The sequence below is a fragment of the Pseudoalteromonas sp. SG43-6 genome (genome assembly GCF_014164365.1).
GTDB classification, from domain to species: domain Bacteria; phylum Pseudomonadota; class Gammaproteobacteria; order Enterobacterales; family Alteromonadaceae; genus Pseudoalteromonas; species Pseudoalteromonas rhizosphaerae.
The window spans coordinates 87463-113197 of record NZ_JACJEZ010000011.1; the positions used below are offsets into that span (position 1 = coordinate 87463).

General features: G+C 40.6%; 21 protein-coding genes. 10 read left to right on the top strand and 11 right to left on the bottom strand.

Features of this window, described 5'->3' with window-relative positions:
• Nucleotides 1-41 precede the first annotated feature (41 nt).
• A complete protein-coding gene (locus H5201_RS06885) occupies nt 42-761 on the bottom strand; it encodes a 4'-phosphopantetheinyl transferase (RefSeq protein WP_182761154.1) in 720 nt (239 codons plus the stop codon).
• A gap of 98 nt (nt 762-859) precedes the next feature.
• Between H5201_RS06885 and H5201_RS06890 the strand changes: the two genes are divergently transcribed.
• Nucleotides 860-1567: a WD40 repeat domain-containing protein gene (locus H5201_RS06890; protein WP_182784058.1), complete on the top strand. Its 708-nt coding sequence runs from the start codon at nt 860-862 to the stop codon at nt 1565-1567.
• Nucleotides 1568-1641: 74 nt separating this feature from the next.
• Here H5201_RS06890 and H5201_RS06895 read toward each other — a convergent pair whose 3' ends face one another.
• Genes H5201_RS06895 through H5201_RS06915 form a run of 5 tightly spaced genes read right to left on the bottom strand, consistent with a single transcriptional unit; the run spans nt 1642 to nt 6726 of the window.
• On the bottom strand, nt 1642-2499 hold the full coding sequence (locus H5201_RS06895; RefSeq protein ID WP_145238837.1) for an aminotransferase class IV: 858 nt from the start codon (nt 2497-2499) through the stop codon (nt 1642-1644).
• Nucleotides 2499-3365: a glutamate cyclase domain-containing protein gene (locus tag H5201_RS06900; RefSeq protein WP_149980356.1), complete on the bottom strand. Its 867-nt coding sequence runs from the start codon at nt 3363-3365 to the stop codon at nt 2499-2501. Before H5201_RS06900 ends, H5201_RS06895 begins: the two co-directional genes overlap by 1 nt.
• Nucleotides 3350-4081 carry a 5-oxoprolinase subunit PxpA gene (locus H5201_RS06905; RefSeq protein ID WP_182717351.1) on the bottom strand — a complete coding sequence of 244 codons (732 nt, stop codon included), beginning with the start codon at nt 4079-4081 and terminating at the stop codon, nt 3350-3352. Before H5201_RS06905 ends, H5201_RS06900 begins: the two co-directional genes overlap by 16 nt.
• A gap of 12 nt (nt 4082-4093) precedes the next feature.
• Nucleotides 4094-4891, bottom strand: coding sequence for a putative hydro-lyase (locus H5201_RS06910; protein WP_149980357.1), 798 nt, complete (start codon nt 4889-4891; stop codon nt 4094-4096).
• 17 nt (nt 4892-4908) lie between these two features.
• Entirely contained in the window at nt 4909-6726 is a 1818-nt protein-coding gene (locus H5201_RS06915; RefSeq protein WP_182717339.1) for a glycoside hydrolase family 3 protein, read from the bottom strand.
• 374 nt (nt 6727-7100) lie between these two features.
• Here H5201_RS06915 and H5201_RS06920 point away from each other — a divergent pair, with 374 nt between their 5' ends.
• On the top strand, nt 7101-9965 hold the full coding sequence (locus tag H5201_RS06920; RefSeq protein ID WP_182784060.1) for an FAD-binding and (Fe-S)-binding domain-containing protein: 2865 nt from the start codon (nt 7101-7103) through the stop codon (nt 9963-9965).
• A 13-nt stretch (nt 9966-9978) separates the two neighbouring features.
• Here H5201_RS06920 and H5201_RS06925 read toward each other — a convergent pair whose 3' ends face one another.
• Nucleotides 9979-11169, bottom strand: coding sequence for an acyltransferase family protein (locus tag H5201_RS06925; RefSeq protein ID WP_182784062.1), 1191 nt, complete (start codon nt 11167-11169; stop codon nt 9979-9981).
• A 298-nt stretch (nt 11170-11467) separates the two neighbouring features.
• Here H5201_RS06925 and H5201_RS06930 point away from each other — a divergent pair, with 298 nt between their 5' ends.
• Both H5201_RS06930 and H5201_RS06935 read left to right on the top strand, forming a co-directional pair.
• On the top strand, nt 11468-13066 hold the full coding sequence (locus H5201_RS06930) for a sensor domain-containing diguanylate cyclase (RefSeq protein ID WP_259399664.1): 1599 nt from the start codon (nt 11468-11470) through the stop codon (nt 13064-13066).
• A gap of 66 nt (nt 13067-13132) precedes the next feature.
• Nucleotides 13133-13846, top strand: a complete 714-nt coding sequence (locus H5201_RS06935; RefSeq protein ID WP_182784064.1) for a M15 family metallopeptidase — start codon at nt 13133-13135, stop codon at nt 13844-13846.
• Here H5201_RS06935 and H5201_RS06940 read toward each other — a convergent pair whose 3' ends face one another.
• Nucleotides 13847-14347 (bottom strand): hypothetical protein, encoded by a 501-nt coding sequence (locus H5201_RS06940; RefSeq protein WP_182784066.1) that lies wholly within the window; start codon nt 14345-14347, stop codon nt 13847-13849. It lies immediately after the preceding gene.
• A gap of 122 nt (nt 14348-14469) precedes the next feature.
• On the opposite strand from H5201_RS06940, the gene H5201_RS06945 reads away from it, so the two are divergent.
• The 3 genes from H5201_RS06945 (at nt 14470) to H5201_RS06955 (ending at nt 19919) form a co-directional block, all read left to right on the top strand.
• Nucleotides 14470-18477, top strand: coding sequence for a rhombosortase-dependent M36 family metallopeptidase (locus H5201_RS06945; protein ID WP_182717343.1), 4008 nt, complete (start codon nt 14470-14472; stop codon nt 18475-18477).
• Nucleotides 18478-18841: 364 nt separating this feature from the next.
• Complete coding sequence (locus H5201_RS06950; RefSeq protein ID WP_058559473.1) at nt 18842-19051, top strand: cold-shock protein; 210 nt, start codon at nt 18842-18844, stop codon at nt 19049-19051.
• 196 nt (nt 19052-19247) lie between these two features.
• Nucleotides 19248-19919 (top strand): transporter substrate-binding domain-containing protein, encoded by a 672-nt coding sequence (locus H5201_RS06955; RefSeq protein ID WP_310736933.1) that lies wholly within the window; start codon nt 19248-19250, stop codon nt 19917-19919.
• Between the two features lie 4 nt (nt 19920-19923).
• Here H5201_RS06955 and H5201_RS06960 read toward each other — a convergent pair whose 3' ends face one another.
• From H5201_RS06960 to udk, 3 genes are all read right to left on the bottom strand, one after another.
• Nucleotides 19924-20643, bottom strand: a complete 720-nt coding sequence (locus H5201_RS06960; RefSeq protein ID WP_182739355.1) for an ABC transporter substrate-binding protein — start codon at nt 20641-20643, stop codon at nt 19924-19926.
• 193 nt (nt 20644-20836) lie between these two features.
• Nucleotides 20837-22189 (bottom strand): NupC/NupG family nucleoside CNT transporter, encoded by a 1353-nt coding sequence (locus H5201_RS06965; protein WP_182717345.1) that lies wholly within the window; start codon nt 22187-22189, stop codon nt 20837-20839.
• A gap of 18 nt (nt 22190-22207) precedes the next feature.
• Entirely contained in the window at nt 22208-22837 is a 630-nt protein-coding gene (gene udk / locus H5201_RS06970; protein WP_149980367.1) for a uridine kinase, read from the bottom strand.
• Between the two features lie 191 nt (nt 22838-23028).
• On the opposite strand from udk, the gene H5201_RS06975 reads away from it, so the two are divergent.
• The 3 genes from H5201_RS06975 (at nt 23029) to H5201_RS06985 (ending at nt 25526) form a co-directional block, all read left to right on the top strand.
• Entirely contained in the window at nt 23029-24261 is a 1233-nt protein-coding gene (locus H5201_RS06975) for a phosphopentomutase (protein WP_182717346.1), read from the top strand.
• Nucleotides 24261-24962 carry a purine-nucleoside phosphorylase gene (gene deoD, locus H5201_RS06980; RefSeq protein ID WP_145238795.1) on the top strand — a complete coding sequence of 234 codons (702 nt, stop codon included), beginning with the start codon at nt 24261-24263 and terminating at the stop codon, nt 24960-24962. Before H5201_RS06975 ends, deoD begins: the two co-directional genes overlap by 1 nt.
• Before the next feature lie 219 nt (nt 24963-25181).
• Complete coding sequence (locus H5201_RS06985; protein WP_149980369.1) at nt 25182-25526, top strand: four helix bundle protein; 345 nt, start codon at nt 25182-25184, stop codon at nt 25524-25526.
• Nucleotides 25527-25735 lie beyond the last annotated feature (209 nt).

The following is a 25735-nucleotide window of genomic DNA, read 5'->3' on the forward strand; positions in this document are numbered from 1 at the left end:
GTACACCATCATGCGATGAATACCTGATTGATTATTAGTGGCTACTTGCCGACATTAGTATTTTTGAGTGGTTGAGCTGCGATAGTAAATTCACACTCGGTGAGTACTACACTTTTATTACATTGATAGAAAACGGTTACGTAAGTGTCTTGAGGCACTTGCTCTGCGAGCGATTTAGTAATTTTAAACTGCAATTGTTGCTGATTAAAAGCAATTAGCTGTGCAGCTTCAAAACCAAAAAATTGCTTTACGCTTGGATATAGTGCTTTAAAAATACTTTCTTTTGCTGAAAAAATGACGGTTAATGGATGTGAAAGCTGCCCAGCCAATCGCCTAAACAGTGGATATTCATCAGGATGCAAAATTTGCTTTTGTAGCTCTAGCTCTTGTTTGGCACTCATTAGTTGCTCTATATCAATACCAATTCCAGCGATATCAGTGTGCTGACATGCTATAGCCATTGCGATCCCTTGCGTGTGGGTAATGCTACCAATAATGTTTTTAGGCCATATGGGCGCGCGATCGGGGCCTGAGATAATATCAAAACAGGGGATATTGAGGGCGGTTAACACCTGTTTTGCGCAAAAACGGCCGGCGAGGTATTCAGCTCTTCGTTTAACAACAGCCTTTTGTAGTTGTTGCGGTAACACAATCTGATAATTTAAAAAGTCACTGTCAATAAAACTGCTACTGTCAAACTCACAACAATAACTATTATGACTAAGTTGTGGGCTCAGTTTAGTATAAAGAGAAAAATCCATAACATTTTGCTGTTTTGTTTAGTGTCATTAGTAAGACTTTGATAATACGCTAATAACTTCATAAATAAAGTAAAGGCTATGACTATTTAAGCTGAGCTTTGGTTAAGAGATTTACTAACATATTTATTTTAGCATTAATATTATTTTCAGTTGCAAATGGTCAACTACTGGGTAGTTGGTCAACAGGGAAAAACATTGCTCGTGATATTGCAATATCAGCAAACGGTCAGTTAATAGTGGTAGGCTATCGTAGCTGTGAAGCTGATGTGATCAACTCTCTAACGAAGCAAAATACGCTATTTCAAGTTCATCGCCTTGATATTAATTCTGTAGCACTATCTGCAGATGGACAAACAGCATTAAGCGGTTCAAGCGATAAGTTTAGTTATTTATGGTCAACGAAAGATGGTACTATTTTAAAAGAGTTCAAATTAGCGACTCGTGTTAATCATGTCAGTATAAACGAAAATGCAAGTTTAGGTTTTGTGATAGATTCTGTTGATGATCGTATACTTCTTGATTTAAACACCGGTATTAAAAAAGCTGAGCTAAATATATTTACTAATTTTATAGAGTTTAACCACTCGCGGTTTGTAAATGATGATAAATGGTTTTTAACCGGCTCACCGAAAAGCACGATACAATTATGGCGTGTAAAAGATGGTACATTATTGGCTGAGTATAAAGCGACACAACAGCGCATTCGTGGCTCAGTTTTAGCTGTAGCGTATGATAAAGAAAATAAAACAATTGTCAGCGGAAGCAGTGATGGAGTACTAGAAGTTTGGCCGTATCAGCCTAAGTAAGCGAAAACTTAATTGGATTTTAAAAGCCGTGTTTACTTAACAAACCCAGCTTTTATAATTACCGCTTAGCGCTATTAATAATCAAACTTATGTTCAGTAAATAAGCTCTGTACTTGTTGCCATATTTTCCCTGGTTTGCCATCAGCGACCAGTTGACCGTTGAGTTTTACCACTGGGCCAACTTCTTTTGTGGCACTGGTTATCCACACTTCATCGGCTGCAAATAGTTCCTGCTTAGTAATAATACGTTCTTGGACTTTGAAGTCACTGTGGCTGTGTAATATCGTTAAAATTAACCAGCGAGTGATACCCGGTAAAATTTGGTTATCCAATGGGGGTGTGCTGATCACGCCATCTTTAACAATAAACACATTACTTGAGCTTGCTTCGGTAAGCTCATCTAAGCGATTGTATAAAATGGTTTCTTTATTGCCAGCCGCCGCACCATGCTGGTAATGAATCACGTTGCCGAGTAATGCGGTTGACTTGATGTGGCAACGCTGCCAGCGCTTATCTTGCTCAACGGATACAGTATAAGTCGTGGCGTTGTCGATATCACTAACGGGTTGTGCTGGAATTTCAAAGGCGTAGGCAAATACCGTTGGCGTAATACCACTCGGGTAGGCATGAGCACGCTTAGTATCAGCGCCACGGCTAACGTGCAAATAAATACCAAGGTTTTCACCGTGATTTTTCTCACACAGCTGCTGGCAGATTTCACGCCATGTATCAGCTGTATAATCGAGTACAATTTCCAGTTCATTTAAACCATTCTTCATGCGTTCAATATGCGCTGCAAAGCCAAGCATGTTGCCATTATAGGCAGGGATCACTTCGTAAATACCATCGCCAAATAAAAAGCCTCTGTCCATTGGCGATATTTTTGCGTGCTCTGCGTTCATATAGTCGCCGTTTAAATACACCGTACTCATTATAAATCCTCATTCTGATTGGCAACACCGCTAAGCTGACGTAGTCTTGCGATGAGTTGTTGGCCATGCATAGCATGTAAGCCATCTTCGGTTAATTCGTTTTTGTGAGTAACGCCATCTACACTGCCACGTTCACTCAAATATTGCAGGATTGCTAAAGTATCGACTTCTGCGAGTAAGTCTTGGCTATGCCAGCGGCTTAAAAACGCAATAATGCCGTAAGCTGCCCAGTTTGATACATCCGCTAACAGCAGTTCATCGCAGCAAGTAAGGCACGGCATAATGCTCAGCTCAGTCATATATTGTGATAAATTGCCCATCCCTATTTCGTTACCGCCATCACCAATAGCTACCGTTGGGCAGGAGGCTTGGCTGACAAAAAAATCAAAACAACCACAATCAGCCGAAATATCAATACCACGCATATTGTAATATTTATTGCCGTGACACAGCCCGGGGCGCTCGATAGACAATACGCAATCTGGCTTTAATTCAGCCAGCGCAGCTTTGCTAAAAGCCATTGCATCAGTAAAATTATTCAGTGGCAATTCAAAACAGTTAAATTCATTTTTCAGTGCACTGTAAAGGGGGTTTCCACAGACTAAAATAGGATTTTTACCTAGCGTAATTAAAGCATTGTATAAAGCAATGGCGCCAACAGGGCCATCGGTTTCAAAGGTTTGCTTGACGGCAAAACCGGTACCAATGAGTACCGTACTTTTGGCATCAAATAACGACTTTGCAGCGCGCAGATAAGTCCCTGTCTGTTGATAGGCATAGAGATTTTGCATACCACGTAGGTTTTGTTCTACCATCATGGTTTCGATTGCTTGACTTAATTGTTCATCACTTAACGAGTGTGGCATAACGCTTTGATCTCTTGAATTAGGGCAATGCCTGCTGCGTTATCGCCATGCACACATAAACTGTCGGCGTGTAAAGGCAGTTGGTTGCCCGATTGTGTGGTTACGCAGCCGGTGGCGAGTAACTGTTTAACTTGCGCTATTAGCGCAGGTTTATCATGCACACTACCAGCAATTTTCCGTGATACTAATTGACCGTCATCGGTATATTGGCGATCAGCAAATGCTTCTAAAATTAATTCAAGGTGATATTGTTGAGCAAGTTGTTGATGTTGCTCTGCTTTCGCAGTGGCGAGAAGCATTAGTTTTAAAGGGCTCGGGTAACTGGCAACAGCTTGCATCACCGTGGTCAAAATTGTTTTATCGGCCATCATATCGTTATATAACGCGCCATGTGGCTTCACATACTCTAAAGTGAGGCCTTGTACTCTTGCCATACCTTCAATTGCGGCTATTTGATAATGCAGGCAATTGCTTAGCTCTTGTGGTGTTAATGCCATGGAGCGACGCCCAAAGCCCTGTTTATCAGGATAGCTGGGGTGCGCGCCTATAATGACATCATGTTGTTTAGCAAGCATCAGGGTGCGTGCTAGAACATCACTATCACCGCCATGAAAACCACAAGCAATATTAGCCATATCAATATGCGGCATTACCTCTTCATCAAGGCCCATTTGCCATGCACCAAAGCTTTCCCCTAAATCACAATTGAGCTTCATCATTATTCCCGTTTAAAAAGCCGAGATATGGGCGTTTTGAATGTCGGTGATCAGCATATGACCTGGGCTATGTGTAATGCAAAAATCAGGCGCAGCATTAGCTATGGCTACTTGCGGCGTGACACCACAGGCCCAAAATACCGGTACTTCACCGTCTTTAATGGTGACAGATTCACCAAAGTTAGGGCGATTAATATCTTTAATACCTATTGCAGCTGGATCCCCAAAGTGAACTGGCGCTCCATGCACATCTGGAAAGCGGCTACATATTTGGATTGCCCGAATCGCATCTGCCGGCTTCATCGGTCGCATACTAACGACCATGTTAGCATGAAATATACCGGCGCTTTCGCAGGGAATATTAGTCATGTACATAGGTACATTTTTATTTTCCGTAATATTACGTATTTCTAGGCCCGCCAACTTTAACGACTCTTCAAATGAAAACGAGCAACCAATTAAAAAAGTGACCAAGTCATCGCGCCACTGCTCTTTGATATTCGTTACTTCTTCAATCAATTGGCCATTTTTAAAAATACGATAGCGAGGTATGTCAGTCCTAATATCTAAATCATGAGCAACATTTGGAATGCTAGTAGCTCCAGGCGTGCGGCTACTTGCTACAATTGGGCACGCTTTTTTGTTTGCTTGGCAAAATTGTAAAAAATCAAACGCATAGCGCTGGGGCAAAATCACTAAATTAGCCTGTACAAAGCCGGGAACAAAGCCCGATGTACTACCGGTATAATCTTCATTCCTGATCATATTACGAATAGCGTAAGGCGTAGTAAGTGATGCGTTATGTTGCATAGTATCCTCGTAAACTTTTAGTTGTTGTTAATGCCACTGACGGTAACAGGCAAAGTACCTTGCGCTGGCTTTTTACCAACTAGTACTTTTGCAAGAGCAGTAAAAGCTGGCCCTGCTACTTTAACATCATTATCTACATCTATGTTATACGCATAAGTTGCTAAAATTGCATCCGCATATTGGCCAAATGTGGCAATATCGTATGGTGCTCGTAAACTAACAAAAACGGTTTTCTTATCAGCTTGTTGCGCTTGCTGAAGCAGTTTTTCAAGTGCCGGACCTTGCGCCGATTTTGCAATTGCAAATGCAGGGTTATCAGCAAGGTCATCCATGCCGCCAATTTCTACCGCGCTTTGGTTTGGTGATGCATTGCCTGCAATGATGATATCCGCTTCATTGATTGCTTTTAACGTCGCTGTGGGCTCAAAGCCTTGTAAACTGGTGCAGCTAAATGCAAGTGGTTGTTGAGTATTTTCTGTAATTGCCTGTTGTAGCGCCAAACACTTGCGGGTATCAGGCATGATGATATGTACTTTACTATTTGTCGTCAGTTTAATCGGTAAAGTGTGCTGGTCATTTTTAACTTGGGTAATGGCGGCAAGAGCCAGCTCTGCTTCGACTTTGCGATGATTATCATCACCGAGAATAAGTTGTGCTTTTTGCATTGCTAACGATTCGTCAAGCTCTGTGGTCAGTTTAAATTTACTTTTTAAATTGATGATGCGTTGAGCAGAGATAGCGACTTCGTCGGCTTGTAAATTACCTTTTTCAACTTCGCTCACTAAGCGGCTGATCAATTTATCTAATACGACTAAATCTTTTGGACTACGAATTTCAATTGGCATCAAAGCAATATCAACTCCGGCAGCAAAGGTATTTACAACGGCTTCAATTGGTTCGAAAAAGTGGCTAATACCAGCCATATCTAGCGCATCGGTGATCACTACACCTTGATAGCCCATTTCATCGCGTAATAATTCGCTGATGATTTTATGCGACATCGTCGCAGGTTTGATCATGGTTTTGCCATCTTTACTAACAAATGTGCTGCTATCCAGTGCTGGGTACTGAATATGTGCAGTCATGATCATGCCAGGGTTTTGCTTTTTAATAATAGTTTGAAACGGAGGTAAATCTTTTTCCCAGATAGTTTCTTTATCGTGCATTACTTTTGGCAAGCCAGTGTGGCTATCAACGTTTGTATCACCATGGCCTGGAAAGTGTTTCAGTGAGGTAATTACGCCATTACCTTCAAAGCCAGCAACTTGTGCGCCACCTAAAATACTCACAAGTGTTGGATCTTCACCGTATGAGCGCACATTAATAACCGGGTTATCAGGGTTCATGTTTACATCAACAGTTGGTGCATAGTTAACATTCACACCAATGGCTTTTAATTCATCAGCAATCACTTGTGCAGATTGTGTAGCAAACTTGGTGCCGTGAACCGCATAACTTGCGCCAATCGACATATTACCAGTAAATGAAGTGGCAATATCACGAGGAATACGTGCAACACGTCCGCCTTCTTGGTCAATTGAAATAAATAATGGTGCGCCTAAGCTCGACTTTGCTGCAGCTTGTTGCATAGCATTATTTAATTTAACGATTTGCGCAATATTATCGATATTTTCAGCAAATAAGATCACCCCACCAATATTATGTTTAGTGATCACCTTGGCTAAATCTGCAGGTAATTCAGTGACTGCATTACGGCACTTTTGCTCAGGTGTGTTCTCGCTGTCTTGCTCACAATAATAACGAAAATCGAGCATCAGCTTTTGGCCAAGCTGTTGCTCAAGGGTTAAATTGGTCGCTGCAAAGGTCGATTTCATTGGTAATAAACACCCTAGTCCAAAGAGAATTGATGATATGGCAAACTTATTTAACACAGTAGGCTCCAAAGCTGAATTGCTTATTTTATTTATGAATATTTTATTCCTGATGGTAATGCCATTTTGGATTAAAATACAACATATTTTTGTCACATTAACGTTTTTTTTGCAGAACTGCAAAAACCACCGACGAATCACATGCTTGCCTGATCATTACATAAATATTAAGAGTTAATAGTTATTTAGATGAAAAAAAATAATATTAGACGAGCTTTTATTAATGGTAATTCGCTCTTATTTCAAGTAATAATATATTCCATAATGCTTGGTGGGTCGCCAAGCGAGTAAATTAACAGAACGCAAAGGGGCAAATAATGGCAACAGCACTGACACTATTTCAACAACAACTCAGTGATAAGCTGCCTGCCTCGGCGTTCATTGAAGATTACCCTAGGCGCTATGCTTTTGGCACTGATGCCAGCTTTTATCGTTTAGTGCCGCAATTAATAGTACTGGTTGCTGATCAGCAACAAGCGCAACAGGTCATCAGTGCCGCTGCAACATATAAAGTTGCCATTACTTTCCGGGCCGCCGGTACTAGCTTATCAGGCCAAGCAATTACAGATTCTGTATTAGTGCTGCTTAGTGATTGCTGGTCTGGTTATCAAATTGAAGATAACGGCGCTGCCATTCGGTTAGAGCCAGCTATTATTGGTGCTCGTGCCAATGCCGTACTTGCGCCTTTTGGCCGTAAAATTGGCCCTGATCCCGCTTCAATCAATAGTTGTAAAATCGCTGGCATGGCAGCCAACAATTCATCAGGTATGTGCTGTGGCGTGGCACAAAATAGTTACCATACAGTAAAGGACATGACCTTAATCTTCGCTGACGGTACAGTGCTTGATACACGCAGTGAGCAAAGCCGTTCTAAATTTTTACATAGCCATCAACCGTTTATTAACGATATCACTGCGCTTGCCCAGCAGGTTACAAATAATCCTGAGTTGGCACAGCGTATCGCTCATAAATACCGCTTAAAAAATACCACGGGTTATGGTTTAAACGCGCTAATTGATTACACTGATCCGATTGAGATCATTAAGCATTTAATGATTGGCTCTGAAGGTACGCTGGGGTTTATTGCTGATATTACTTACCACACGGTGATTGATCATGCTCATAAAAGCTCAGCGTTTATTATTTTTGATGACATAAGCCAAGTCTGTGAATTAGTAAAGCAGCTAGCAACGCTTGATGTAGCGGCGGTTGAGTTATTGGATAAGCGCTCGCTCCTGTGCGTCGCGCAGCATGACATCATGCCTAAAGATGTTCATAACTACCCAGCAGATAGTGCAGCATTATTAATCGAAGTACGTGCAGAAGACGCAACACAATTAGTTAATTTACAACAACAAGTGGATCAGCTTGTCGCACATTTTAGCGCCCATCAATTAGCGATTATGGCGTTTTCAACAGATGCTAAGCGCAATGCATCATTATGGAATATTCGTAAAGGTACGTTCCCGGCAGTCGGTGCAGTGCGCGAAAATGGCACCACTGTGATCATTGAAGACGTGGCTTTTGAGCTGGATGTATTAGCTCAGGGTGTTAAAGCTCTGCATCAATTATTTGATAAATACAGTTACGATGAAGCGATTATTTTTGGCCATGCCTTAGCGGGTAATTTGCATTTTGTATTTACCCAAGCGTTCGATACACCAGCGCAAGTAGCGCGTTATGAGCAATTTATGCGGGACGTGTCGCAACTGGTGGCGGTTGAACTTAATGGCTCATTAAAAGCTGAGCATGGTACTGGGCGAAATATGGCGCCGTTTGTGGCAACTGAATGGGGCACTGATGGCTTTGCTGTGATGCAACGTATTAAACAATTGTTTGATAAAGACCACATTTTAAACCCAGGAGTGATCATCAATACCGATGAAAACTGCCATATTCAGCATTTAAAAACCATGCCTAGCAGCGACGATATAATCGACAAATGTATTGAGTGTGGTTTTTGCGAAACCGTATGCCCATCAAAAGGACTCACCTTAACGCCGCGCCAACGTATTACGCTGTGGCGACGTCGCACTGAATTGGTTAATCAACTTAGTAACACCGGTGATATTAGCGAAAAACAGCACATTAATCGTCAGCTCAGCAGTATCGAAAAAGATTTTCAATATTTAGGTATTGATAGCTGTGCAGCAACCGGGCTGTGTGGCATGAAATGCCCCGTCGGTATTAACACCGGTGAATTTATAAAATCCCTGAGGGCAAAAAAGCAACTCAATGCAAAAATGGCGCCGCGCATAGCCAGTTTTGCGGTCAAACATTTTGCGGTATTAGCAAATACAGCACGCTTTGGTTTAACCAGTATGGCGATGGTGCGAAACATCATTGGTGCACAGGCACTGCGTACTTTAACCAAACCTACTAATAAGCTGATTGGCACCCCACTTTATTATTCAGCGTGGCCAAGGGGGGAGCAGCCAATTAATCACAGCATAGTACAGGCACAACAGCCTGATAAAGTGGTTTATCTTCCCAGTTGTGCCAGCAGGGTGTTTGCAGCCGATGAGCAAGCGGATGATCGCCGCTCAATTATGCAAGTTATGCATAGCCTCGCGACTAAAGCGGGAATTGAACTGTTACTGCCGATGCAAATTAATGAGCTATGTTGTGGCATGCCCTTTGCGAGTAAAGGTTTACCTGAACAGGCAAAAAGTAAAGCTGAGCAGTTACTCGATATCGCGCAGCAGGTGTCTGAAAATGGTCGTTACCCGATTATTTTTGACGCCAGTCCATGTGCATTAACAAGCAATGAAGCAGCGCAACAGCGCGGTTTAACAGTACTCGAAAGCGCTGAGTTTGCTTATCAATATTTATTGCCTAAGTTGACCATCACAGCCCAACCCGAGCCGGTTATGTTACATGTTACCTGTAGTAGCAAACGCCGTGGCAGTGAACAACAACTTGTTGCCGTAGCTAAAGCATGCAGTAACGAAGTGATTATTCCAGCTGATATTGAATGTTGTGGCTTTGCCGGCGATAAGGGCTTTAACTTGCCAGAGCTAAATGCTAATGCATTAAAAACGCTGCGTAACCAAGTGCCTCAAAATTGCAGTAGCGGTATTTCTAATAGCCGCAGTTGTGAAATTGGCTTAACTCAGCACAGTGGTATTAACTACCAATCTGTGCTGTATTTATTAGATAAAGTGAGTCAAGCAGCCTCTTGATGAGGCTTAGACATTATACTTTCCAAAAAATCCCGCGTTTATAGCACGCATACATCACTAGATAAGAGGCGAGTAAAAATAGCAACGAATAGCTAAAAGAGCCTAAATAATTACCAAATAGCGGTTGTAATACTTGATTAAATATAGCACCTTTTAAACTTGTATCAGCCACTGGGATCATAATTAAAATACGCGCTACGATGCCAGCAAACATAAAGAACAAAATAGCGTTAGCGCCAAACACTAAAAACGGCGCACTCCACAAGCGAACTTTACGAATATCGAGAATATAGCTACACAGTGCATAGCATAACATCGCTAGTCCTGAGCTGATTATTACATAGCTTGGTGTCCATAGTGCTTTGTTTATTGGTATTAAAAGTGAAAGTAAGCACCCGCAAACAATGCTTGTAATAGCCACTAGGGTAAATATTCTGACTTGTTTGCCAAGGTTTTTTTCAGTGCTTATATAGTATCCGCATAATATTCCTGATAATGCCGTTGCAATTGCAGGTAAGGTTGAAAGTATTCCTTCTGGATCAAATGCTAAAGGTTTTGCTGTGGCATAGTAAACATGATTTGCACCGAGCAGTAAATTATCAAGCCAAGCGCTGAGGTTATTACCATGCAGCCACAGCCCTTTAACGATTTCACCGTTAGGCAATGAATAGGGCGTATATATCATTAACGCGCCGTACCCGATGAGTAAGCTCACAAAAGTAAGCGCAATATACTTTGGTTTTATATAAAGGTAACAAGCTAAGGCAATCAGATAAACTAGACCGATGCGTTGTAAAACGCCCATGATCCTAATACCTGCTAAACGTTCATCTAGCCAGCTGAAATTAGGATCGCGAAAATTATAGTAAAACAGGGCTAAAAACCAACCTAATGCAATTAGCTTTACCGTACGCACTACACCAGATCTGAGTATACTTTGTTTAGTAATTCCTTTTGCCTGCATGGCATTAACCGATAGGGTGATCGACATCCCAACAATAAAAATAAAAAATGGGAAAATTAAATCAGTGGGTGTTAGGCCATGCCAATCAGCATGTTTAAGCGGCCAGTACATATATAACCAATTCCCTGGGTTATTGACTAGAATCATCGCAGTGATAGTGAGCCCTCGCAGTACATCTAAGGCGAGCAAACGATGACTGGGTAATTGTGACAATATATTCTGGCAGTGATGTTTAACCATAATGTTCTTTTATTTGTTATTTGTTTTTTAATTGTAATAATTTATTCGTTTTGCGCAAGGTAAATTTTCTTCGCTTATTTTGTTAAAAGCGCAAACAGATAAATTGATTTTTCTATGGGGAAACAGCAATCGCTTAGCGCCAGCGATTAGAACAAGTAAATGTTAATAAATACACTGTTAATTTGCGCTAAATCAAGTTTAGAGCGGATTGAGTTGTCGGTTGTGAGAGTAACTTGCTAGTATGGGTTGTTTACATAACCGCCAAGGAAATACAAGGCCAGCATAGAGAAAAACTATTTTGCGAAGCCTTAAGAATATCAACCTTGATTTAAAAAAGTTAATCTTGTTTTTAGCTATTTCAGTGACTGTGATCACCTTTCTAAATGGCTTTTATTCCAGCTACCAAGTACAAAAACAGCAACTACAATCACAAACCTTAAAAAACCATAATGCGTATGCCGCTAAACTTGTCTCTGCCACTGACCGGTTTCTACTGGCTGCTCAGCAGCAACTCGCTTATTCAGCAAAAATCCTTGCTATCCAGTTTAATGATGCAAACACTCTCGCACAAGAAACGCAGCGTCTTCGGTTGCAAACTGATAGCTTTAATTCAACCGTTGTCGTTGACAAAGATGGCGTAGTTTTGGGGCTCTCGCCATTGAGTCTAAAGCTCAAAGGACAGCTATTAGAAAGTGATGGCGCAAAACAAGCGTTAGCGAAGAAAAAGCCAATGATCAGTGAGCCTTATATTTCTGCGGCAGGGAATCTCATAATATTTATTTCGCATCCGATATTTAACTCTCAAGATGAATACCTTGGTTATATAGGTGGGACATTATATCTAAAACAAAAAGGGATTTTACATGACTTACTGCAAGTACATTTTCATAAAGACGGCTCATATATCTACGTTGTTGATAAGAGTAGGCGCTTACTTTATCACCCTGATGTTGCTCGGATTGGTGAACAAGTTTTTGGCAATCCAGTGATCGAAGCGGTGCTAAGAGGTGAAAGTGGCACTAGGCAGTTAAAAAATAGTCAAAACATTGCCATGCTGGCAGGTTATGCACCATTAAAAAGTGCCTCTTGGGGCATTGTCACACAACGACCATTAGGCGCTACATTTGCGCCACTAGATGGTTTGATGATGAATGTTCTATATCGAACCCTGCCAGTAGGGTTGGCAACTTTTATATTTATTTGGGTGCTAGCTCGATTAATTTCACAGCCTTTAAGGCAACTTGCAGAAACGGCTAAAACACTTGATAACCCGTCAACTTCGCAACAGTTAAAGCAAGTGCGGTCTTGGTATTATGAAAGCTCTGAACTGCGTTTAGCTATGCTAAAAGGAGTCGGCTTATTACAAAACCAGATTGGTCTATTACAGCATGAAGCACAAACAGATCCACTTACGGGCTTACATAACCGACGTAGCCTGGAGTTCATGTTAGATCAATTAACTTTACAGCAAACGTCTTTTACTGTGCTTGCTATCGATATTGATTTTTTTAAGCGTGTTAATGATGAGTTTGGCCATGATATTGGTGATATTGTTTTGCAATCGTTGGCTACAATTATTGTTGATGTAACCCGTGAAAATGATTTTGTTGCACGTACGGGAGGAGAGGAGTTTATTGTTATATTACCAAATATTAACGCCAAGTCAGCTTATCTACTTGCGGAACGATTACGTATGCGTGTATCAGAAACAATCATCGAACCAGTAGGAAGTATCAACATATCAATAGGTATTTCTGGCTGGCCACTGATGCAATTGAGTGTTGAAGAGATACTCAAACAAGCGGATCAGGCTTTATACAAAGCGAAAAAAACGGGTCGTAATCGATGTATTATCGATTCTCAGTTTATCCAATCTGAGTTTGTCGAACAGCAATAATTTATTGGCAATGGCTTTTAACTATGCAATATTACTAGCCTGTTTTTAATGTTATAGGCTACTACAATGTTGTTAAATATCAGTTTTAAACTAATATCACTGCTTGGAATACATGCTTTAAGCAGTACAGCAATTGCCCATGACGCTAACGCTAAATATCCCGACCCAGCTCAAAGCTATCGTAGTGAGTTTGTTGATGTGGCAACGTTAATACCAACTGCATTCTTTGATATCCGCTATTTTAGTGGGCAAAACTTTGTCGGTAAACCAATCGAAGGTTATAACGCACCTAAATGCTTATTACATAAAACGGCAGCCGCAGCGCTGGTAAAAGCGCATTCTCAGGCGGAGCAAGCTGGTTATAATTTTAAAATCTATGATTGTTATCGGCCACAACGTGCCGTTGACCACTTTGTGCGTTGGGTTAACGACGCAACTGACACAAAAACTAAAGCAGCGTATTACCCTAATTTAGGAAAAGACCAGTTACTCGGTGATTATATCGCAGCTAAATCAGGCCACAGCCGTGGTTCAACCATTGATTTAACTTTGACAGATAGTCAAGGCAAAGCATTAAATATGGGCTCATTGTTTGATATGTTCGATACCATTTCAAATACTGACGACCCGCGTATAACGCAAGACCAACAAGCGAATAGGTATAAACTGAAAAATCTTATGCTTGCCGCTGGATTTTCACCTTACGCAATGGAGTGGTGGCACTTTACCTATCAGCCGCAAGCCTACCCGAATACCTATTTTGACTTTGTGGTCGAGTAATTAAAACTGCTCCTCAATGGGTGAATAATTAATTGCGATTTCAATAGTATCAATAACGGTATATTGCTTTAAATCACTTATTGTTGATTTCAAGTCGGTATTTTTATCGACTAGGAATTGATAGGTGTGCTTGGTAATTTTTTTTGTGTTGTACGTACTTTTGAGTGCTAGCGGAATATCGTCGCTTTTCAAGGTGATAAACACGGCTCCAGTGACAATTCCTTGCTCCGATGTCGCGTGATTATGGACAGTTGTTCCTTTAAGTAATTTATCCGTTTTATAGCTAATCTTTTCCCCGTTATTATTAATTGAATTGCTAACTAAAAGTGTTGTTTCTACATTCTTTAGTTTTTGTGAAGTATTTAAAGCTACTTCTTGAGCTTTTTCATTGCTAGTATTGGTGCTGTTTTCGGTACTATCAGTTAGTGTTTCATTTTTTTTACATCCACTTATTAGTGCGATTGTAATTATAACTAGCTGTAATTTAAAGTTATTTGACATATTTGAAATTTCCCCATTTACCTTTGTTTACATTTGGCTTTCTTTGGTTAACATCATTAGTGTACATTGTTCTTGGTTATGAATGTTAACCAAATTAAAATTATAACAACAGGGGATTATTAATGTATCAATTTAAAGTAACGGCCGTTGCTTCGATGGTTACGGCTATTTTGGCATCGACTCAAGTACAAGCTACTGAGCAAACTCGATTTTTTAATGCGCCAAGCGTCAGCTCTCAAGTTCAATTTAATCCACAAATAACCCAGCAACGTGCATTAGCTGAACGTAGAACAGTATCGGGGCATGATTCAATTTTTGATGCTCAGCTTGGCAAGGCAACGTTTCTTTGGCAAGCCGTTGGTCAAGCAAAACCTAATATGTCAGTTGTTTTACCTGAACAAAGAAATGCATACGCTGCAGATTTTTATTTAAATGCTTTAACCGGTTTCAGTACTAGTAAAAAAGGGACGTCAAACGCAGTTCTTGCAGATTTATCTAAACAAAAAAGTGGTTCTGTAACGGCTAAATATAAACAACAAGTTCATGGCGTAGAAGTTTTTAATCGTGAATATAACCTTATCATGGATAAGGAACATAACTTGGTGGCAGGATCAGGCTATTTTGCTAACACAAGTGCAAATACTAAACGTTCATTAGCACCATTAGCTGATTTTGTTGGTGCTGAGCAGAGCATTAAACAAGCGATTAAAAAGCTAGCAGATATTAATGTATCCCTTACAAAATCAACTGAACAAGGCGATTACGTTAAATACACTGTAACTAATCAAAGTGGTGATAAAGTTGTAGTTGGCCAGCCGCGCGCTAAAAAAGTATTCTTTGAGGTTAATGGTCAACTTGAATCAGCTTATTATGTTGAAGTTGAAGTCGCAGATAAGAACAGTTTAGAAAGTGACTACTTCAGCTATGTTATTGGTGCAAAAAACAGCAAAGTATATTTCAAAAAAGACCTGAAAGCGCATGCTGCTGATTTTAACTACCGTGTCTGGGCTGATGCAGATGGTTACCCATGGGAAGGCCCACATGGTGATGTTATTCCTGCTGACGGTCCTGATCAAACAGATGAAACCGAAATCCTTGATGCACCGATAGTGAGCCTTTCTTATTACAGTAAGTTAAGCACCATGGATCCATGGCTTACTGATGATGCTACAACTACATCTGGTAATAACGTATTTGCATATGCCGACGTTATAGCACCACAAGGTTTCACTGAAGGTGACTTCACTGCTGAAACAACCTCAGATTTTACATTTGATTACCCCTATCAAGTTGATCAAGTCGCAAACAGTTACGACAATCGCAAAGCGGCAATTGTAAACTTATTCTACATGAATAACTTTTTGCACGACTTCTTCTATGATCATGGTTTTGATGAAACTTCGAATGTAGCTCAGCTCTCTAACTATGAGCGCGGTGGCATTGAAGGGGATCCAATTGAGGCTCAAGCGCAAGATAATAGCGGTTTAGATAATGCTAATATGGCAACACCAGCTGATGGTGCAAGTCCACGTATGCAAATGTATTTGTATAATAGTAAAGATGCAAAAGTAGGCACAGACTTTGGTGTGGTTGTAACCTCTGACGCAACTATTGGAGTTCTTGAGTCTTCTAAAGTCTCGGGCTTTGGGCAATTCCAATTTGCTGATGTTACAGCTGAAGTTGTACGTTTGGTTGATGGTAATGACACTGATTCAGGTAGCGTTTTCGATGGCTGTGAGCCTGCAACTAATGGCGCAGAGTTAGCTGGAAAAATTGCCTTAATTGATCGTGGTTCGTGCAACTTCACAGCAAAAGTTTTACATGCTCAAGAAGTTGGAGCAATCGGCGCAATTGTTGTAAACAACGTTCCAGACACTGATGAGCCTGCGGCTATGGGCGGTGAAGATGATGCGGTGTTAATTCCTAATATGGGTCTTAACTTTGCTGATGGTCATCTCATGTATGACTCTATAAGTGCTGGTAATACAGTTACTGTTAATATGTTCAATAATGCCAAGTTAAAAGATGGCACACTTGATAACGGTATTATTGCTCATGAATGGGGCCACTATATTAGTAACCGTTTAGTTGGTAACTCTGCGGGTCTAATTAACTTCCAAGGCCGTGCAATGGGTGAAGGCTGGGGTGATTTCCACTCCCTGATGTTTATTGCTAAAGCTGATGACATCAACATCACAGGTAACGACAAGTTCCAAAAAGCATACGGCAGTGGTACGTTTGTTGAAGACTTCTACTATGGTATTCGTCGTGTACCATACTCTACAAATAAAGAAGTTAATCCGCTTTCATTCCGTCACATTACTGAAAATGCAGGTGCAGATGTAGGCATTTCACCAACAAGTGTAGCCTCTCCACATGCTGCGGGTGAAATTTGGGCGACTATGCTTTGGGAAAGTTATGTAGCATTAATCAATGAACATGGTTTTGAAGAAGCACAAAATCGCATGGCTAACTACCTTGTTGCAGGCTATAAATTAACACCAATTGCGCCTTTATATACTGAAGCACGTGATGCGATATTAGCGGCGGCATACGCTGTTGATACCAAAGATTATGAGCTTATTTTAGGTGCATTTGCTAAACGCGGCATGGGTTTAGGTGCTGTAGCGCCAGATCGTTTCAGTGAAGATTTAACGGGCGTTGTAGAATCTGACAAGATGGAACTGGCTAGCTTTAACCTCAAAGATGTGGCTATTGATGCAAACTACAATGGTGCAGAGCTAGGCTTTTGTTCAAATGACGGTATTGTCGATAAAGGTGAAACGGCCACATTAACTGTGAGTATTACAAATACTGGTAGTAAAATGCTTACTGGTACGCAAGCTCAACTGACTGTGGTCAGTGATCATGATGTGACATTTGAAAATGATGGTTTAGTTACATTTGCTGACACAATGCCATTTTCGACTGCAACGAGTTCACCCCTTAAGTTTACCTTAAATGAATCAGGTACAGCTGAAAACTTAGAAATTGAAGTATCATTCCCAGAGTTATCTGCTGACGATGAAATTGTTGAAGCTGCCACTGAAAAAGTTACTTATTCGGTCAACATGGCTTTTAAAGAAAAACAGCCAGTCGGCGCGCAAACTATGGATAACATGGAAGTAGCGAGAGCATCATTATATGATCTAAAAGAAAATGTAATGATCGGTGGTGATTTAGCTAAAGGTACACAAAGTATGGCAGCTGATGATAATGTTGCCTTTTTCAACAGCTTTGGTTTTGAGCTTGGTGAGCAAACGATGTTCTTGCAGAACAACGATTTCCAATCAGATGTAGCGATAGAAACTAAAGGATTTGATATTGGCTTTGCAGGTGACTTTGAGGTGTCATTCTGGCATTTTTATCGTATTGAAAACGAGTGGGATGGTGGTGTTGTTGAAATTAGCGTCAATGGTGGTAGCTGGGTTGATGTGACTGAAATGGGTGGTACATTTAATCGTGGTTACGATGGTCCGTTAATTGAGAATGACTCCCAAGCTATCCAAGAGCGTGATACGTTTACAGGTAACAACATCAATCAGGATAACGTATACGGTAACTACGAAACAATTAATTTTGGTAGTGAACTCAATGGTAATAGAGCAAAACTACGCTTTCGCCTTTCATCAGATGGCGCTGTTGGTGATTTAGGATGGTGGATTGATAACCTTACATTTAACAATGTAACAACGCCAATCTTCTCAGCAGTAATTGCTGGCGATGCAGTCGCATGTGATAACGCAGCTCCTATAGTAACAGTTACCGGTGAGTTAGGTATTAAGGAATCAGTAACCAGTACTTTAAATGCTGTAGCCACGGATAGAAATGCAGATGAACTCACTTATGCATGGACACAAGTAAGTGGCACAACCGCAACACTATCTAATGCAGATACTGCGGTACTTAGCTTTACTCCAGGCGCAATCACAAGCGACGAAGAAGTCGTGTTCGAAGTTGCGGTCAGTGATGGCACCGTATCGGTTACCGAGCAAGTAACGGTTGCCGTAAGCAACGAAGCAGAACCTGTGGTTGAAAAGCCCAAATCGAAATCAAGTAGCGGTAGTCTAGGCTTCTTGATGTTATTACTTACTCCATTAGCAATATTTGGTCGTCGCCGTAAGCGTTAATCATAATATTAGTAACGATTAAGAAAAGCCCTTGCAGTTAGCTGCAAGGGCTTTTTATTGGTCGTATTTACAAGCCATTATAAAAACGCATGTTACCGCTGCGTGCTGTTTTTTAGTTTTGAATTTACTACAGGTTGGCTCATGACTGAGTATTTATATATTAATTAATAAAGGGGTTGACATAACTTATTAACCCTGTATAGTTTGCTGCAGCTAGAAAGAAAGCATGAAAGCTATAAATCTCCATTTCGATGTTGTATAAGTAATACTTGTAGTACCGTCCTGAAGTTTTTAAAGTACCATCTCATTTTTTGCTACACCGCTCATTAGAGCAATTATTTTATTTTTATATCAGGATATTACAATGTCTAACATCGTATCAGGTACAGTTAAGTGGTTCAACGAGTCTAAAGGTTTTGGTTTCATCGAGCAAGAAAATGGCCCAGACGTTTTCGCACATTTCTCAGCAATCAAAAGCGAAGGTTTCAAAACTTTAGCTGAAGGCCAACGTGTAGAGTTCACTCTTTCACAAGGTCAAAAAGGTCCACAAGCAGAGAACATCACTGCTGTATAATTTTACCTTTTAGGTAGAATAAAAAAAGCAAGCTTAGGCTTGCTTTTTTGTGTCTGAAAATTGACGTAACTTGCTCCCCCTCCTATTCTTTATCTATTATTATTATTCTGTAACGAGATAGATTATCTACCGATTACTCATCCTAGTAATTAGCCTTGGATTCACATTTACTTGCATTGCAAAGCCAACAATTACTATTTTTACTGAACAGTTTCCCCCTTATAATTTTTCGAATAAAGGGCAGCTGCAAGGGATTAATTTAGATATTGTGCGTACGTTGTGTGAGCTTTCACAAGTGGAGTGCAAATTTGAGCTGTTGCCTTGGGCAAGGGCATACGATTTAGTGCAAAAAAATCAGCTCTCAGGGCTAGTATCAACCGCTCGCAGTGCTGAGCGAGAAGATTTATTTTACTGGGTTGGCCCGTTGGTTTCTTCACGTACATTTTTTTATCGCCTTCGTGATAACAAACACATTAATCCAACTGATATTACTCAAGTTAGTGCATACACCTTAGGTGTCGTTAGAGGCAATATTTATGAGGGGTTAGTGGAGAGTATTGGTTTCCAACAAGATAAAAACTTATTAAAAGTAGCTCATCACTATGAGTATATGAACTTATTTTTTAAAAATAAAATCGATTTAATTCTCGGCTCAGAGTTTGCCTTAGATTACCAACTACAGCAATTTGGTCACGGTGGTAAAGAAGTCGTCCAACTTGTTGAGCTGCCAGTAAATACATTACAGGGTAATTATTTAGTTTTTAATAAAGAGATGCCTATCGAGATAGTTGAGCGCTTCAATGAGCAGTTAGAAAAACTCAAAGCGGTGGATAACTTTGATGCTTATCGGCATCGTTATGTAAAATAGCTAATTAATTAGCCGTTATTAATTGACGGTATTTTTCAGTATTTTTAACCTTTAAAAAAGCCTGCTGCAGTGCCTTTATAATATCTTCATCAGTATTAATATTTGCAGCTAAGTAACCAGCTACTGCCAGTCCTTCTATGGCATGTACGAACGTCAGTGCGTTAGCATTGATCGCTAGCTGCTCACTCATTGAAGCTAGATAATTAGCATCGTCTACTACCAGATCAACTTTTCTTGCTAGTAGTAACTGATATGACTTTTGAATATCAGTGGTCAGCAATACTTCGAAACCACGTTTTACTAATACTTGCGATGCAAGGTCATGGCGCTGTACGGCAATTTTATATTGCTTGGCTTGCTCTGTATTATCAAAGTTAATATCACTGCGCTCAGAGAGTTTTACAAAGCCCATTTCAAACTGTGCTACTGGCCCAATCCAATGAAACAGTGTTTCGCGCTCCGTAGTGCGTGCCATACTGTAAATTAAGGTGTTGCTATTATTAACCGCCATTTTATAAGCACGTGCCCAAGGGTACATGTTGATTGGGGCATTGAGCTTAGCCTCTAAAATAATCATATTTACTAACTCAGTACTATAACCAGTTACCTGATTATTCAGCAAAACTTGATTCGGCGGTGACAACTCGGTCACAACCATTAAGTTTTGATTTGCAGTACTATGGACACTGATACAAAGAAGTAGCAGATTAATAAATAGCCGCATTTATTTTCTCTTTTTGACGATAGAACTTTGAGTATAGCAATAACTAGGAAAAGTATTATGAAAGTAAACAGTGAATTAAAAACGATAAAAGGGCCATAAAGGCCCTTTGTGAAGTATCGTTCAAGTAAGATAAGTCTTTAACCCCTTAAAGGCTTATCCTATTGTTTTGCAACTAAGGTTCATCTCAAAGTTTCTAAGCTAGCGAGAGGAAAAAACCTGCAATTGCGGCGCTCATAAGGTTAGCCATAGATCCTGCTAACACTGCTCTGAGCCCTAAGCGTGCGATATCCTTTCGCCGACTAGGCGCCATACCGCCTAATCCACCTAGTAAAATGGCTATCGATGATAAGTTAGCAAACCCACATAACGCGAATGTGACAATCGCTTGTGTGTGCGCACTTAACGTATCGCGATAATTCATAAAGTCTAAATAAGCAACAAACTCATTGACTACTATTTTTTGACCAATAAAGCTACCGGCTATAACTGCTTCACTCCACGGTACGCCAAGTAACCAGGCAACCGGAGCAAAGATATAACCTAAAATCATTTGTAACGTTAAAGAGCTTATCCAAGCACCCGTGCTATTTAGCGAATCACCAATGGAGTTAAATAAACTTGCGATTCCATCTATTACCTCCCAGTCACCAGCAGTTTTATATAATAAATGACTGAAGTTAATTGACCAACCGCCGATGCTAGCCAATAAACCTCCAATGCCGCCAAACAAACCATTTAATAAAGCTATTAAAGCAACAAATGCTAATAGCATTGCACCTACATTTAGTGCTAAATGCATACCGTTTGCTGCCCCTGATGCCGCAGCATCAATCACATTAACTGGTTTATCTTCAATATCATCTAAGTCGGCTAAAGTATCTTTAGGTGTTTCGGTCTCTGGCACAATCATCTTGGCCATTAAAAAACCACCTGGCGCTGCCATAAAGCTGGCGGCAATTAAATACTTAAGCTCTACACCAATAATCACATAACCGGCCATAACTGAGCCTGCTACGGTGGCTAAACCACCCACCATAACAGCAAACAACTCTGACTTAGTCATGGTTGCTATAAATGGTTTTACAATCAGCGGCGCTTCTGTTTGGCCAACAAAAATGTTCGCAGTCGCTGAGAGCGACTCAGTGCGTGAGGTTTTTAATAGCTTTTGTAAACCACCGCCTAATATTCTTATTATCCAATCCATAATGCCAATGTGATAAAGCACTGCAACCAATGCAGAGAAAAACACAATAACGGGTAAGACTTGTACGGCAAAAATAAACCCTAAGGCATCTTGGCTAGCAAGCGGACCGAATAAAAATGCTATTCCGTCATTTGCAAAACCAATTACCGATGATACGGCTTTTGACATGCCAACTAATGCATTTTTGCCTGCGTCTGAAAACAGGACAAAACCACCAATTATAAATTGCAGGGCAAAAGCGATACCGACAGTTCTTAAACTAATTGCTTTGCGATTTGTCGAAGCCGCAAATGCAATGCCTAGCAGCATACACATGCCGACTAAGCTCATAAATGTTGTCATCTTTGCTTATTCCCGTTGTTATTTTTGCAGTAAATATTTTATTTTACTTTTAATTATATCAATCGCAACACGATTCATACCACCACGTGTAACCACTAAATCAGCATTGTGCTTTGAAGGCTCAATAAACTGATAAAACATCGGTCTCACTGTAGCTTGATATTGTTCAACAACGGACTGTAATGTTCTGCCTCGTTGCTCCATATCACGTTGCATACGGCGCATCAGGCAAATATCAAGCGGTGTATCAATAAACACTTTGATATCAAATTCTTTACGTAGCGCTTTATCACTAAGCAATAAAATCCCTTCAACTATGAGAATTTCTGCTGGCATCACAGTGCGTGTTTTGTCACTGCGAGTATGCTGCGCATAATCATAGGTAGGTACTTCTACCGCTTCGCCATCACGTAACTGTGTTAAATGCTTACACATTAACTCATGTTCAAACGCATCAGGGTGGTCGTAATTCGTTTGCGTACGATGATCAAACGGCAAATGCGATTGGTCTTTATAGTACGCATCTTCTTCAATCACGGCGATAGCGCCTGGTTCAAGCTCATTCACCAATTCATTATAAATAGTTTGGCTAAAAAGAGATTTGCCAGACGCAGAAGCGCCAGCAATGGCTATTATTGTTCGTGTCACTAAAGTTCTCATCCACACAGAAGGATACATTGTTGGTAGATCACAATAGCAAAAAAGACACGAATAATCTCTCTTGCTTCGCTTTAAGGGGTGAAATTTATAATGTTTAGGTTTTATGAAACAGGACTTATGTCCTGTACGTTAAAAAGCACAAAAATATAAAGTAGCTACATTGGATAATCGAGGTGAGTATGGCAAGAGCAATTATATTAATGGCAGATAGCCTAGGCATAGGTGCAGCACCAGACGCTGACAAGTTTGGCGACGTGGGCGCAAACACTTTTGCACATTTGCTTAAAGCATACTTTGAAGAAACCGGCGAACGACTATCACTACCTAACTTATCGTTATTAGGTTTAGTTGATGCGTGTGAAGCTGCAGGCAACGAACCGTGCCTTGTTAGTGACCGCCAAACACCGATTGCTGCTTGGGGTTACGCTAAAGAGCTTTCTAGCGGTAAAGATACGCCATCAGGTCATTGGGAAATGGCAGGTGTACCGGTGTTATTCGATTGGGGATATTTCCCTAAAACACAACCGAGTTTTCCACAACAGTTAATTGACGAGCTGATTGCTCGGACCGGTATCCCGGGGATTTTAGGTAATTGCCATGCCTCTGGTACTACGATTTTAGAACAGCTGGGTGAAGAGCACATAAAAACAGGTAAACCAATCTGTTACACCTCAGCTGATAGCGTGTTTCAAATAGCCGCGCATGAACAAACTTTCGGTCTAGAAAAACTTTATCAGGTCTGCGAAATCACACGGGCGCTGCTTGATGAAATGAACATAGGACGAGTGATTGCGCGGCCATTTTTGGGTTCCAATAATCAAGACTTTGCCAGAACGGGCAATCGTCGAGATTATTCAGTGTTACCGCCAGCGCCAACATTGCTAGACAAACTAGCCGATGACGGTGGTGAAGTGATTAGCATAGGGAAGATATCTGACATCTATGCGCATCAAGGGATCACCCAAAAACACAAAGCCCCAGGCTTACAAAACTTGTTAGCAAAAACCACTGAGGTAATGGCATCAGCGCCAGATCACAGTTTGATATTTACTAATTTAGTTGATTTTGATGAAAAATTTGGTCATCGCCGCGACCCTGTTGGGTATGCAAAAGCGCTTAAACAGTTGGACGATTACTTACCAACGATACTTAAGCAGCTTAAAGCCGACGACGTACTAATTATTACGGCGGATCACGGTTGTGATCCAACATTCCCGGGCAGTGAGCACACCCGCGAATATGTGCCTGTACTTGCTTATCAGGTAGGGCTTGAAAATACCCCGCTTGGTGAACGTGCTAGTTTTGCAGACATAGGTCAAACACTTGCCCAGTGGTTTAACTTACCTGCACTTGAATATGGCGATGGCTTTATTGATAAGCTTAACGCGCTAAAAGTAAAAGGAAACGAATAATGAGTACTCCACATATTGACGCAAATAATGGCGATTTTGCACAAACGGTATTAATGCCGGGTGATCCATTACGTGCGCAATACATTGCTGAAAATTTTCTTGATGATGCTGTAAAAGTAACCGGCGTTCGTAACATGTATGGTTTTACTGGCACTTATAAAGGTAAACCAGTAAGCATCATGGGTTCTGGTATGGGCATTCCATCAATGTCGATTTATGCACGCGAACTAATCGTCAGCTATGGCGTTAAAAACCTTATTCGTATCGGCACCTGTGGTGGTATTGGTAGCGACATTAAAATTCGTGACGTTATTTTTGCACAAGGCGCAAGCACAGATTCAAATGTAAACCGTGCGCGTGTACGTGGTTATGATTTCTCAGCAATTGCTGATTTTGATTTACTATTAAACGGCGTTAATGCAGCAAAAGAGCTAGGTATTAAAGCGAAAGTGGGTAACGTATTTACCACCGACACATTTTATCAAGCCGATAACAGCTTTTATCAAGAACTTGATAAACTAGGTATGTTAGCGGTAGATATGGAAACAGCCGGTTTATACGGCGTTGCTGCTGAATATGGCGCAAAAGCCATGGCATTATTTACCGTGAGTGACCACGTGATCACTGGTGAAGCAACCCCAAGTGAAGAGCGTCAAAGCACCTTCAATGAAATGGTTAAAATTGCCTTAGAGTCAATCTAAGCGTAATAAACAAAAAGTTCCTTGGTAACGTATTCACTCGTTTGGAGACACGCCCAAATACAGTGAGACTAACCTCCAAAGCCGCCTAGTTAAACTAAGCGGCTTTTTTTGTGGGGAAAAGTTAGCGAGGGTAAAGTTAGCTAGGGTAAAGTTGTACCTTTAATGTTGTTTTTTGATTTTTTGTACTATAAATATATAAAACACTGAATAATTGATATTATGAATTTTGAGCGACTAGACGTATGGAAACGATCAGCGGCACTATCAGTAGCTGTATTTAAACACTTTAAATCAAGTCATGAGCGAGGTTTAAAAGATCAAATAACCCGTTCTAGCTTGTCAATATCATCGAATATAGCGGAAGGCTATGAAAGAATGTCTTCGAAAGATTGTGTTCGTTTTTTGTATTACGCCAAAGGCAGTTGTGGTGAATTGAGGTCTCAACTTTATATATCTATGGAAATAGGAGAAATCGATTCGAATACGGCATTTCAGTGGATCAATGAAACAACCGAATTATCTAAAATGCTGGGCGGATTAATTAAAGTGATAAGTAAAAGCTGAGCTGTTAGGGAGGGGTAGCTAGCGAGGGTAAAGTTAGCAAGGGTAAAGTTAGTGGGAGTAAAGAGACGAAGTACTTGACTACCGGAGCCTGTAACGGATTCTGTGTAACTGCCCGTTTTTACATTTTAAATATGTTTATTGAGGCGTTCCTCAAATTCAATGATAAAACGACTCATTGCATTACGCCAGTCTCGAATTGGCATCGTCCA